At 67.5% G+C, this 12,751-nt stretch carries 9 protein-coding genes and 1 pseudogene; 8 read left to right on the forward strand and 2 right to left on the reverse strand.

The window, feature by feature from the left end; translation table 11 throughout:
• Together C516_RS21240 and C516_RS0117050 are read right to left on the reverse strand one after the other, a co-directional pair.
• Window positions 1–669, reverse strand: a pseudogene (locus tag C516_RS21240) (transposase); the annotation flags it as partial.
• A gap of 425 nt (window positions 670–1,094) precedes the next feature.
• The gene (locus C516_RS0117050) at window positions 1,095–2,291 is read right to left on the reverse strand and encodes a Fic family protein (RefSeq protein WP_018719632.1); all 1,197 of its coding nucleotides are present in this window, start codon (window positions 2,289–2,291) and stop codon (window positions 1,095–1,097) included.
• Between the two features lie 589 nt (window positions 2,292–2,880).
• Between C516_RS0117050 and C516_RS0117055 the strand changes: the two genes are divergently transcribed.
• The 8 genes from C516_RS0117055 to asnB all read left to right on the forward strand — a co-directional run bounded on the left by C516_RS0117055 (window position 2,881) and on the right by asnB (window position 12,750).
• The gene (locus tag C516_RS0117055; RefSeq protein ID WP_018719633.1) at window positions 2,881–4,278 is read left to right on the forward strand and encodes a TIGR03013 family XrtA/PEP-CTERM system glycosyltransferase; all 1,398 of its coding nucleotides are present in this window, start codon (window positions 2,881–2,883) and stop codon (window positions 4,276–4,278) included.
• Window positions 4,279–4,550: 272 nt separating this feature from the next.
• A complete protein-coding gene (locus tag C516_RS0117060; protein ID WP_018719634.1) occupies window positions 4,551–5,075 on the forward strand; it encodes an XrtA/PEP-CTERM system exopolysaccharide export protein in 525 nt (174 codons plus the stop codon).
• 37 nt (window positions 5,076–5,112) lie between these two features.
• Entirely contained in the window at window positions 5,113–6,636 is a 1,524-nt protein-coding gene (locus tag C516_RS0117065; RefSeq protein ID WP_018719635.1) for an XrtA system polysaccharide chain length determinant, read from the forward strand.
• Window position 6,637: 1 nt separating this feature from the next.
• Window positions 6,638–7,438, forward strand: coding sequence for a P-loop NTPase family protein (locus tag C516_RS20005; RefSeq protein WP_018719636.1), 801 nt, complete (start codon window positions 6,638–6,640; stop codon window positions 7,436–7,438).
• Window positions 7,439–7,444: 6 nt separating this feature from the next.
• Window positions 7,445–8,755, forward strand: a complete 1,311-nt coding sequence (locus C516_RS0117075) for an outer membrane beta-barrel protein (RefSeq protein WP_156831291.1) — start codon at window positions 7,445–7,447, stop codon at window positions 8,753–8,755.
• Entirely contained in the window at window positions 8,755–9,672 is a 918-nt protein-coding gene (locus C516_RS0117080) for an XrtA system polysaccharide deacetylase (protein ID WP_018719638.1), read from the forward strand. The genes C516_RS0117075 and C516_RS0117080 overlap by 1 nt, the downstream gene beginning before the upstream one ends.
• Window positions 9,654–10,742, forward strand: coding sequence for a FemAB family XrtA/PEP-CTERM system-associated protein (locus tag C516_RS0117085; RefSeq protein WP_018719639.1), 1,089 nt, complete (start codon window positions 9,654–9,656; stop codon window positions 10,740–10,742). The genes C516_RS0117080 and C516_RS0117085 overlap by 19 nt, the downstream gene beginning before the upstream one ends.
• Before the next feature lie 16 nt (window positions 10,743–10,758).
• Window positions 10,759–12,750, forward strand: coding sequence for an asparagine synthase (glutamine-hydrolyzing) (asnB, locus tag C516_RS0117090; protein WP_018719640.1), 1,992 nt, complete (start codon window positions 10,759–10,761; stop codon window positions 12,748–12,750).
• Window position 12,751: the final 1 nt, after the last annotated feature.

The raw sequence follows: 12,751 nt of genomic DNA on the forward strand, positions 1-12,751 counted from the left end.
CCAGGCACTTGATCGCCCGCCCGTCAGCGACACGGTCGAAGACGAAGTCCAGCGACCAGACCTCATTGGCGGCGCCCGGACGCACCAGCGGCTGACGATCCGCCAACGGCACCTTCTTGCGCTTTCGACGCCGCACCTGAAGCCCCTCCGCGGCGTACAACCGCTCAACTCGCTTGTGGTTGACCGTCCAGCCCTGCTAGCGCAGCTTCAGGTAGATCATCGCCGCGCCGTAGCGTCGATGACGGTGCGCCAGGCGCAGGATCTCTTCCCGCAACGCCCCGTTGCGATCGGCCGCCGGCCGATAGCGCAGCGCGCTCGCACTCATGCCGATCACCGCCAGCGCGCGACGCTCGCTCAACCCGCGGCCTTTCATCTGACGCACCAGCTCGCGCCTCGCCGGGGCGCTCACCACTTTTTTCGCAGCGCCTCCCGGGTGACCTCGTTCTCCAGCATCGACTCGGCCAGCAGCCGCTTCAGTCGGGCGTTCTCCGCCTCCAACGCCTTCAACCGCTTGGCGTCCGAGACGTCCATGCCGCCGAACTTGCTACGCCAGAGGTAGTAGCTCGCCTCGGAGAAACCGTGCCGCCGACACAGCTCCTTGACCGGCACGCCGGCCTCGGCTTCCTTCAGGAAACCGATGATCTGCTCTTCGCTGTAGCGCTTCTTCATGCCCAATCTCCTGACTTCCAGTGATTGGACTCCAGATCGCCGTGCTACTCAATCTCGGGGGGACGTCGGGCATAGCGCATGGTCATGCGAATTCCGGTGCCGTTGCACCACCAGGGTAGAGCCGCCCCGGGACATGCCATGGGTGGCAAATTGGTGTCACGAAGACGTGGGTGTTACCACCCGAACGGCCCAGGAACGGGCGAAAATCGGTCGGCACGCAGGTTTGGATTCGGGCGACGGCGTAGACGAGGGTGATGTTAACGTGCGTACCGTCGGGGCGGATACGTTCACGATAATGCAGAGCCTGATAGAGGCTGCCGAGCAATAGGTTGTTTAGTCGTGGTCACGCGACGTTTAGGCGTTCCACATCTCCGCAGATTGGCAAACAGTGTGCAGCTTTTGCGCGGAGGGGGGCCTAGTGGCCACTATGATGCCGGGGGCGACTCGCTACCGGTTGTTGCGGGCTCCCGCAGCTCCTCGTCGGGAGCAAGGATGCTCTGACGCTGGAAGAGGTCGACATAGGGCTGGTAGCGATAGCGTCGGTTGCGCTTTCGGCCCGTTATTTCCTTCAGAATGCCTTGGGCTTCCAGGTGTTCCACTGTCCGTTGGGCGGTAACATACGACGTGTTCAACGCCCCTTCGACGGTACGGATCGACACGATGGGATGCTCATACAGGATGTCGAGCAGCTGTTGAGCCATCGCGTTGTCGCGAAGTTGCTCCCGGTGTTGTTCGCGGAGTGTCAGGATTTCGCGGGACGTGGTCGTGGCCGCTTGGCTGACTTCGAACACACCTTGCAGGAAGAATTTGATCCAACCTTCCCAGTCACCGTCGTGGCGGACGGCCATGAGTCGGTCATAGTACTGAGCACGGTGCGCCTTGAAATAGTAGCTGAGGTAGAGCAGCGGTTTGTGCAGTATGCCCCGCTCGCAAAGCAGCAGTGTGATCAGAAGGCGCCCAACACGACCGTTGCCGTCCAGGAATGGGTGAATGGTCTCGAACTGGGCATGCGCAATGGCGCAGTGTATGAGGTCCGGCAGGGTAGCGCGGTCGTGCAGGAACTCTTCGAGGTTGCCCAAGACCTCGTGCATGGTGTCCGGCGGTGGCGGTACAAATTCCGCGTCGTTGAGCGCTACACCGGCCGGGCCTATCCAGTTTTGACTATGACGGAACTCGCCGGGCCGCCGTTCGGCGCCGCGGACGTCGGTCAATAGCTTTGCGTGAATCTCGCGCAGAAGTCGGAGCGACAGCGGGAGCGTGTCGAGACGTGACAGGCCGTAGTTCATGGCCGCGACATAGTTGACGACTTCCTCAACATCCTGCGGCTGGTCGTTGATGGCGTGCTCGGCTTCATAACCCAACACGTCCTCGAGGGTGCTCTGGGTGCCTTCGATCTGGGAACTCAGAACGGCCTCGTGGCGAACGTACATGGCGACGAACAGTTCAGGGTTCGGTAACACGGAGGTAACACCGTCCAGTCGCCCTAGGGCTCGGTCGGCCTGCGAGAGGAGACGATCCAGCTCGTCGTTGCGCGTTACGGGCGGTTCGGGCGGCAGGGGTGCGGGGACGAAGGCCCGGTAGCCGCTCGGTTGCTTGATGTACCGTCCGGTTCGTGTACTCATGGGTTAGTTCACGTGAGTTGAATAGGTGGCCAAATCCTGGACTGGTATTTTACCGAAGTCGCTTTTTTTAAAATAGTGAGCTGCTGGTCCCCGTGGTGTTTTGCGCCGGTTTAACAGCGTGGCCGACTGGCCGGGGATGCGTGTCGCTTGAGCCGCGACAGCGCATTGTGCGGCCTGCGCTGCCCCGGCCCTCTGCGTACCCGCCGCGGGGCGGCGTCCCCTCCGCTTTTCCCGGTGCCGGCAGCGCCATTCTTCGGCGCCTTCCCCTTGTCGCTTCGAAGGCACGGTTGTGTCGTGAGCCCCCGCTGGTGGTACTGCCACCCGCTTGTCGTGCCTTTGCTACAGCTCGGCGGCATGGTCGTGACCCTCGTCCTCTCCATGGTGTCTTGGGGCGTCAATAAACGCTCGAATAAACAATGAATTGCGGGGATTTCTTCGTCTCTGGGGGGCGCTTTGACGGCTTCTCTGCCGGTGCTATTCGGCGCCCCGGGAGGGGGCTAGTCTGCTGCTAGGGGCGTGCCGCGGGAGCGGGGCACGTGCGTCTCGTACGCCGGGCTGGTGCGGGTAACGCCGCTACCGGGAGAGGGGCATGAAACGAATCAGCAGTCATTACTATTACCGTATCTTCCTGGCGTTGCCCCTTCTTGAGGGGCTGGTGGTCGCAGCGGCGTTGCTGCTCGCCGGGCGGATGCTCACCGGAGGTGGCGACCTCGTGAGCGGGGCGTTTCCCGCGGGCGTGGCGGGTGTACTGGCCGTTCTGGGCATGACCACGACCGGGCTGTACAACTACCGCCTGCGCGACCGTTTCGGCGGGGTGATGGTGCGGGCGCTGCTGGCCTTCGCGGGGGCGGCGCTGCTGGCTGCGGCGCTGTACTACCTCCTGCTTGGTCCCGGCCTCGACATGACGGTGCTCGCCTGGAGCTGGGCCCTCGCGTTCTCCCTGGTCCTCGTCCTGCGGGCCGGCTATTTCCGCTGGCTCGGTGCGGAGGGCATCAAGCGGCGGGTGCTGATTCTCGGTGCGGGGCGCCGGGCCCAGCCCCTGTCACGGCTGAGGCGCCGCACCGACCTTCTGGGGCTGCGCGTCGTCGGCTTCGTGGCGCTGCCGAGCGACGAGTCGCGGATCGTCGAGCCCGTGCGACTGGTGGAGCTCGACCGGGCGTTGCCGGAGTGGGTGGCGGCGAACGGGATCGATGAGATCGTCGTTGCCCTGGATGAACGCCGTCGCGGCCTCGGTGGCAGGGGGATGGACGTGGAGGCGCTGCTCGCCTGCCGCACCCAGGGGGTCGCGGTCACCGACGTCGCCTCGTTCGTGGAACGGGAGACGGGCAAGCTCCAGCTCGAGGCGCTCGACCCGAGCTGGCTGGTGTTCTCCCCCGGGTTCATCGCCCAGCGCGGTTCCGATCTGGTCAAGCGCGGGTTCGATCTGACGGTCTCTGCACTGGTGTTGCTGCTTGCCGGTCCGCTGCTGCTCCTCGCCGTGCTCGCCATCAAGCTCGAGGACGGCTGGCATGCGCCGGTGCTCTACCGGCAGGCCCGGGTCGGCCAGGGCGGTCACGCCTTCGATGTGCTGAAGCTGCGGAGCATGACCACGGATGCGGAACGTCCCGGGGAGGCGCGCTGGGCCCAGCGTGATGATCCGCGGGTCACGCGGGTCGGCCGTGTGCTGCGCCGCTACCGTATCGACGAGCTGCCCCAGATCTGGAATATCGCGCGCGGCGAGATGAGCTTCGTCGGGCCGCGACCGGAGCGGCCCGCCTTCGTCGAGCAGCTCGCCGAACGTCTGCCTTACTACCGCGTTCGTCACGTGGTGCGCCCCGGGCTGACGGGGTGGGCTCAGATCAACTATGCCTACGCGGCCTCGGAGGAGGATGCCTTCGAGAAGCTGCGGTACGACCTTTTCTACATAAAAAACAGGAGCCTGAGGCTCGATCTCACAATTCTCCTGCAGACGGCCGAGGCGGTTTTCTGTGGTCGCGGCGTGCGCTGAATGCGACATGGATCTCGTTTTTACTATGTTGATCCCTGTTTTTGCACAGTTGCGCACGTTTTTAATGGCTGATAATTTGAAATCATTGGCGCCATTTCAACTTTAGGGAATGGAGCCGGTCAACGGGTCGCAGAGGCTGCCAGCAGGAGGGCACTGCCATGCGTCGGATCCTTCCCCTAGTGATCGCTATCGCGGCGTCCACGTCGCTTCTCGGGTGCGCTTCGCGGCCACCGACGCCCCCCACCAGTCCCGAGCAGGGCGAAGGCGCCCCGATGTCCTATGCCCCGGGCGAGCGCTATCACATCGGTCCGGATGACGAGCTCTCCGTCAACGTCTGGCGCAACCCCGATCTCTCCGTGGTCGTGCCCGTGCGTCCGGACGGGATGATATCGGTGCCCCTGGTCGGCGATGTTGCCGCCGGCGGGCACACCCCGGAGGAGGTCGCGAAGAGCATCCGCGAGGCCCTCGCCTACTACGTCCGCGAGCCGCAGGTGACGGTTGTGGTGACCGAGCTCAACAGCCACGAGTACCTCTCACGGGTACGTGTCACCGGTGCCGTCGAAGAGCCTGCCTCGGTGCCCTGGCGCCAGGGAATGACGGTGCTCGATCTCGTCCTCGAGGCTGGGGGCATGACCGAGTTCGCCGCCCCCGGCCGGGCCATGCTCTACCGGCGCACCGGTGATCGTACCGAGGCCTTCGCCGTGCACCTCGACGACATCCTGGAGCGCGGCGATCTCACCACCAATGTCGCGCTCCAGCCCGGGGATGTGATCACCATTCCCGAGCGGGTCTTCTAACGGCTATCGCAGCCAGTCGCGCCGAGGGCGAACGACCATGAACGGTCCCATCGACCAGATCCTCCGCCTGGTGCTCGCCGAGGGTGTGCGCCGCAAATGGGCGGTGCTCGCCGTCTTCCTCTCCCTGCTCGTGGTAGGCACGCTGGTCACGTTCGTGTGGCCGCGCTCCTTCACCTCGTCGGTGACTCTGTTTGTCGAGGAGCAGAGCATCATCGACCCCCTCATGGAGGGGCGCGCGGTACGGCCCGATCTGACCTCCCAGGCACAGAACGCCCGAGAGGTGATATACGGCCGTACGCTGCTCACCCGCGTGCTCACCGATGCCGGCGAGGTGGGCGACGATACCCCGCCACTCGCCGTCGAGCAGGCGGCGGAGCGCCTGCGCGACCGTATCGAGGTCACGACGCCCGGCGAGAACCTGATTCGCATCGCCTACAGCGACCACGACGCCGAGCACGCCTTTCAGGTCACCAAGCTTATCGCCGAGGCCTTCCGCCAGGAGATGCTGGCGAACCAGCGCGCCGAGAGCAATGCGGCATTCCGGTTCATCGACGCCCAGGTCCGGCGTTACGAGGGGCAGCTGCGGACCACGCAGGAGCAGATCGACGCCCTGCGCAAGCGCTACCCGGTGGTCGAGGTCAACGCCGCCGAGCAGGTCGGCGCGCGGATGGGTGAGCTTCGCCGCACCATCGACACCCTGGAACAGTCCCTGCGTGAGGCGATGGTGCGCGAGGCCTCGTTGCAGCGCCAGCTCAGCGGCGAGGTCCAGGTCTCCGCGGTTCTCTCCCGCGCGGACCAGTACCGTGCCCGCATCGCGGAGCTCGAGGGCCGGCTGGAGCAGCTGCGACTGAACTACCACGACACATACCCCGATATCGTCCAGCTCCGCGACCAGATCAGCGCCCTGCGAGCCAAGGCCCAGGAGGCCGCCGCCGAGTCGGAAGGGCAGCAGGGACCGAGCGTAAGCCTGCGTGGCAACCCGGTCTACCAAGAGCTGCAGCAGTCGCTCTACGAGGTGCGTACCGAGGCCGCCACTATCCGCGCCCGGCTTGCCGACGTGCGCCAACGCTACGCCGATGCCACTGGGCAGGCGGAAGAGGTCCAGGCCCTTCAGGGCCAGATGGACCAGCTCACGCGGGATTACGCGGTGAACCAGGACATCTACCAGGATCTCCTCCGGCGCCGGGAGAACGCTCGTGTGTCGATGAACCTAGACAACCAGGGCGAGGGGCTGACCCTGCGCGTGCACGAGCCCGCCTTCCTGCCCCAGCGCCCGGATGGTCCGCGCACTCGGCACTTCACCGTGGCCACCGTGCTGGTCGGGGCGAGCGTTCCTGTCGGGCTGCTTCTGGTGTTGGTGGGCATGTCGCCGCGGGTTCACATGCCCGAACAGCTCCCGGAACTCTACCGCATGGCGGTGGTTGGACGGCTGCCGCGCTATCGCACGGCGGCGGAACGGCGCCGCGGATTCCTCTCGCTTTCCATCGCGGGTTTGCTCGCCGTGCTCGGCGTAATCGCGCTCCTGGCGGTGATGCTGGTGCATGCCGAGGGAGGGTTGTGACATGTCTGTCATTGAGAAGGCCATACAGCGCGGCGCCGGGGAGGAGGGATCGAGCAGTGCCCCGATTCGTGCCAACGGTGATGCCCGGGCGCTCGACATCGCGCGCATGCGTATGCCGCCCGCCTGGCCGTCAACGGCCCTGGAGGCCCGGAGGCTCGTCTACCCCGGCATGAAGGACGTGCGCATGCTCAACGCCTTCCGGCTGCTGCGCACAAGACTGTTCTCGGTAGCTGGGGGCGGCCGACTAACCGTCGCGGTTACCGGGGTTTCCCGGGGCGGAGGGGCGAGCTTCTCCGCACGTAACCTTGCCGCCGCACTCGCCATGGACGCGATTCAGACCGTGCTACTGGTGGACGCCAACCTGCGCCGCCCTGGGCTCGACGACTTGCTCGCGGAACCCGGCGACGGTCCCGTCACCGGACTCACGGACTACCTCGCGGGCCGTGTCGATGACCCGGCAGCAATCATTCACGCCACCGGTGTGCCGCGCCTGCGCCTGATCCCCGCGGGCACACTGCGGACGGACGCCGTGGAGTCCATGTCCATGACCCGGCTGCGCGAGCTGTTCAACCATCTGCGCGCGCGTTACCCGGACCGCAACCTGGTCCTCGACCTGCCGCCGATCCTCGACGAGGCGGATGCCCGGATCCTGGCTGGCCTGGCGGACACGGTGGTGCTCGCCGTGCGTTACGGGCGCGACGCGGCGCACCGCGTGGAGGTGGCGGCGGACGTCATTCCCTCGGAGCGGTTCGGAGGGATCGTATTCAACGACGAGCCGGTTGCACCGGCGGCATGGGGGTGAGGCGATATGCGTGCATGGGGGAAAGGGCGCTGGCCGTGTGCCAGCGCGTTGTGGCTGCTGTCCGGCGTGTGGGGGCTATGTGCCGTCGCGGCGGCGGCCCCGCGGGGTGATTACAACGTCTTCCTGGAGCAGACCTATACCGATAACGCCCCGCTCGAGGCGGACGCGCAGCCCGACTGGATCACGGTCCTCGGCGTGGAAGGCGTGCTCAGCGAGCATGGTGGTCGCCTCGACGCGGACCTGCGGGCCCGCGTCGCTCGCGAGGAGTACCACCGCGATACCGTCGAGGACGACACGGCACTGAGCCTGCTCGTGGACACCCGCTACTGGTTGCGTCCGCGCACGTTTTCCTGGGCATTCTACGACCGCTTCGCCCGGGTCGGCGAAACCGTCGAGGACGCCGACCGGCCGGGCGCCCAGCAGAACGCCAACGTCGTGTGGACCGGCCCCGACGCCGCCGTCCACCTCGGGCCCGTCGATGACTGGCTCCTCGGCGCCCGAGTGGGCCATACCTATTTCGAGTCCGATGCCGACAGCGTGCGTTACGCGGCGAATACCGGCTGGCGGCATCGCACCAATGAGAACTCGGAGCTCAGCCTGATCGGCCGTGCCCAGCAGGTCGACTTCAAGGAGGAGGCCGCCGCGGCGATCGACTACGACCGCTACGACCTCTTCGCCGGCCATCAGCGCACCGGAGGTTCGCCGCTGCAATGGCGCGCCCAGCTCGGCATGAGCCGGGTAGAGCTCGACGGCCGCGACAGCGATGACGCCCTGCTGCTCGACTCCGAGATCACGTACCGGCGCTCGGCGCCGACCCTCGTCGGCGCGCGCATCGCCCACCAGTACACGGACGCCACCGGACGACTGCTCGACACCTCCGGCATCCTCCGCGGCCTGGAGCCGGTCACCGACCTGTCGGTCGGCACCTCGCTGATCTACGAGCGCCGCTACGAGCTGTTTTTGCGCCGCGAGGCCCCGATCTGGACTGCGGAGGCCCGGGGCTACTACGTCGACGAGGACTTCAAGACCGAGGACAGCGACCGCGACATCTCCGGCCTGCGCTTCTACGGCAGCCGGTCACTGAGCGCCCGCACGGACCTCGGCGGCGAGGTCTACGGCGAGCGGATCCACTATCAGCTCTTCGAGCGCGAGGACAAGGACTACGGCGCGAGCCTGAGCCTGACCTGGCGGCTTAGCAGGGAACTGCGCCTGCGCGGGGCGGTAGGCCACATCGTGCGTAACAGCGACGTGGATGCGGCGGAATACGAGGAGAACCGGGTGTTTCTCGCCCTGGTCTACGGAGGGAGTCTCGACTGATGACCAACCCGATTGCGCCTGGCCGCTCGCGGCCACCGCCGCTCAACGCCATGACCATCGACGTGGAGGACTACTTCCAGGTCGCCGCCCTGTCCGGTGCCATCGCCCCGAAGGACTGGGAGCGCTGGCCGCGGCGGGTCGAGGCGAACACCCGACGGTTGCTGGATCTCGTCGAGCGTCACGGCGTGCGCACCACCTGTTTCGTGCTGGGCTGGATCGCCGAGCGCCACCCGGTTCTCGTTCGCGAGATCGCTGACCGCGGCCACGAGATCGCATGTCACGGCTACAGCCACCAGCTCGTCTACGACCAGACGCCGGAGCGTTTCCGCGAGGAGACCCATCGCGCCCGGGTGCTGCTGGAGGATCAGGTCCAGCGTCCGGTCGTCGGCTATCGCGCGGCGAGCTATTCCATCACCCCGGCCTCCCGCTGGGCCCTCGACGTGCTCGTCGAGGAGGGCTTCCGTTACGACTCGAGCATCTTCCCGATCCGCCACGACCGCTATGGCATGCCCGGCGCCCCGCGCTATCCCCACCGGCTGACCACGCCGGCGGGCGGCGAGATCGTCGAGTTCCCCCTGACCACCTGGCGGGTACTCGGCCAAAGCGTGCCGGTGGCCGGCGGCGGCTATTTCCGGCTCCTGCCGTACCCGCTGATCGCCCGCGGGCTGCGTGCCGCCGCGGCGGGGGGGCAGCCGACCGTTTTCTATCTTCACCCCTGGGAGGTTGATCCGGAGCAGCCCCGGGTCCCGGGGCTCTCGTGGCGCTCGCGGCTGCGCCATTACCGCAACCTGCATCGTACCGGCGAGCGTCTGGAGCGGCTGCTGGGCGAGATGAGCTTCGCGCCCATGGGCGAGGTCCTGGCCACGATGGGCCTGCTCACCGAGGCGGGAGGTGCCCCGTGCCGGGCGTCGGCGTGAGCGCGGGTACCGCGCCGGCCTTGGTGCCAGTGCGGGTCATGATGTCCGGCCCCGGGGAGCGCTGGGACAGCACCGGCTGGGATGACTACGTCCGGGGCCACCCGGCGGCGAGCCTTTATCACGAGGCGGTCTTCCGTGGTCTGCTCACCGACGTGCTTGGCCATCGCACCTACTACCTCACGGCGCTCACGGACCAGGGGACCGTGGCGGGCGTGTTGCCGCTGGCCCGGCTGCGCAGCCCGATGTTCGGTGACTTCCTCGTGTCGCTGCCTTGCTTCAACTACGGCGGTGCGCTGGCCGATGGCGGAGCGGTCACCGACCGTCTGATGGCCGCGGCGGTGGACCTGGGTGGCCAGCTCGGCGTGGACCACGCCGAGTTCCGCGATCTCGCCCTGCTCGACGGTGACTGGCCCGTGCGCACGGACAAGGTCGTCATGCACCTGGCGTTGCCGGACGACCCGGACACGCTCTGGAAGACGTTCGGATCGAAGCTCCGGGCCCAGGTGCGGCGCCCGCTCAAGGGCGGGGCCAGCGTGCACAGCGGGGGCGTCGAACAGCTGGACGACTTTTACGCGGTATTCGCGCGCAACATGCGCGATCTCGGCACGCCGGTCTACCCGCGGCGCTGGTTCCGACGCCTTTGTGAGGGTCTCGGGGAACGTGCCCACATCCTCGTGGTGCGCGTCGACGGCGTGCCTGCCGCAGCGGGCCTGCTGCTGCGCCACCGCGGGGTCATGGAGATCCCCTGGGCCTCCTCGGACCGGCGTTACAACCACCTCGGCGTGAACATGCTCCTCTACTGGGAGGCGTTGCGCCTGTCCGTGGAGCAGGGGGCGCGGACCTTCGACTTCGGCCGTTCCACCGTGGATTCTGGGACGTACCGTTTCAAACGCCAGTGGGGTGCCGAGCCGGTACCGCTGTACTGGCATTACTGGCTGCCCGAGGGCGGGACGCTGCCGGGCCTCAACCCGGACAACCCGCGGTTTCGGCGGGCCATCCGCCTGTGGCAGCGGCTGCCGTTACCCATGGCCAACTGGCTGGGGCCGCGCGTCGTGCGGTATCTGCCGTGAGCGGGAGGGGCTGACGATGTGCGGACTCTGCGGCATTCTCCGACTCACTGCCTCGGCACCCCCGGTCGAGGCCGAGGTGCTCGCGGGCATGATCGCCCGGATCGGCCACCGCGGCCCGGACGAGCAGCGCCTGCGCATCGAACCGGAGATCGGGCTCGGCCACGCCCGGCTATCGATCATCGACCTCGCCACCGGCAGCCAGCCCATCCACAACGAGGATCGGCGTATCTGGGTGGTGTTTAACGGCGAGGTCTTCAACTACCCGGAGCTGCGCCGCGCCCTCCAGGCGCAGGGCCACCGCTTTTACACCGATACCGATACCGAGGTGCTGGTCCACCTTTACGAGGAGTACGGCGACGACTTCGTCGAGCACCTCAACGGCCAGTTCGCCATCGCGCTGTGGGATGGCCGGCACCGCAGGCTGGTGCTCGTGCGCGACCGCGTGGGCATCGCGCCGCTGTACTACGCCGAACGGGACGGGCGGTTGCTGTTCGCCTCCGAGGTCAAGGCCCTTTTGCCGGCCCTCGGTGAGGCCCCGCGCATGGATCCTGCCGGCCTGGACCAGCTGTTGACCTTCTGGGCGCCGGTGGCGCCGCGGACCCTGTTCGCCGGCATCAGCGAGCTGCCGCCCGGTGAGATGCTTATCGCCGAAGGCGGCCGTTGCCGGCGCCGGCGCTACTGGCAATGGCAGTACCCGGAACACCCGGACGGCTACCTGCGGGATACACCCGAGAGCCTTGCCGAGAGCCTTCACGACCTGCTTGCCGACGCGGTGCGCGTGCGCCTGCGTGCCGATGTGCCGGTCGGGGCGTACCTCTCCGGCGGCCTGGACTCGGCGGTGATCACCGCGCTCATCCACCGCCGTGCGGACGTGCCCCTGCGCACCTTCTCCCTGCGTTTCACCGACCCGGGCCTCGACGAGTCCGCCTTCCAGAGGGCGATGGTCGAGCACCTGCGGGCCGCCCACACGGCGGTGCCGGTCACCGATGAGCTCGTCGCCAACGGGCTGCCGGCGGCGGTCTGGCACGCGGAGATGCCGATGCTGCGCGCCGCGCCGGTGCCCATGGCGGCGCTGTCGGCGGCGGTGCGCGGGGCCGGCTACCGCGTGGTGCTCACCGGCGAGGGTGCCGACGAGGTGCTCGGCGGCTACGACCTCTTCAAGGAGGCCAAGATCCGCGCCTTCTGGGCGCGACAGCCCGACTCGCGGCTGCGTCCGCGCCTGCTCCGCCGGCTCTATCCCTATCTGGACATGACCCGGGGGCAGGGGCAGGTATACCTGGAGCGGTTCTTCGGCATGGGGCTGGACGATCCCTCGGGCGCGTTCTTCTCCCACCTCCCGCGCTGGACCACCACGGCGCGGACCAAGCAGTTCCTGAGCCCGGCCTACGCTGGCGCGGCTGTCGACGGGGCCCTGGCCGGGCTTGCGGAGGCACTGCCGGCGGGGATGCGGCGCTGGCAGGGCCTGGAGCGCGCCCAGTACCTGGAGGCGCGGACCCTCATGGCCGGCTACCTGCTCTCCGCCCAGGGGGACCGCATGCTCATGGCCAACGGCGTGGAGGGGCGGTTCCCGTATCTCGACCATCGCGTCATCGAGTTCGCCAACCGCCTGGAGCCTCGGCTGAAGCTGCGGGTGCTGCGCGAGAAACACCTGCTGCGGGAGGCCATGGCCGGCTACCTGCCGGCCGCGCTCACGCACCGCCACAAGCAGCCCTATCGGGCCCCGGACGCTGCCGCGTTCTTTCGCGGTACCACGCCGGCGTTCGTTGACGAGCTGCTCGCCCCCGGGAAGCTGGCGGATTACGGCTACTTCGACCCGTCGCGGGTCTCGCGGCTGCTGGCCAAGGCCCGGCGCGGCGGCATCACCGGTTTCGCGGACAACATGGCCTTCATGGCCGTGCTCTCCACCCAGCTCTGGCACCGGCAGTTCGTCGAGGATTACCACCGGCAATTCGTCCGCCTCCGGCCCGAGGGCCTGCGGCAGGCGGTCACAATCGAAGCGGAGGCTTGAT

Source organism: Arhodomonas aquaeolei DSM 8974 (genome assembly GCF_000374645.1).
GTDB lineage: Bacteria > Pseudomonadota > Gammaproteobacteria > Nitrococcales > Nitrococcaceae > Arhodomonas > Arhodomonas aquaeolei.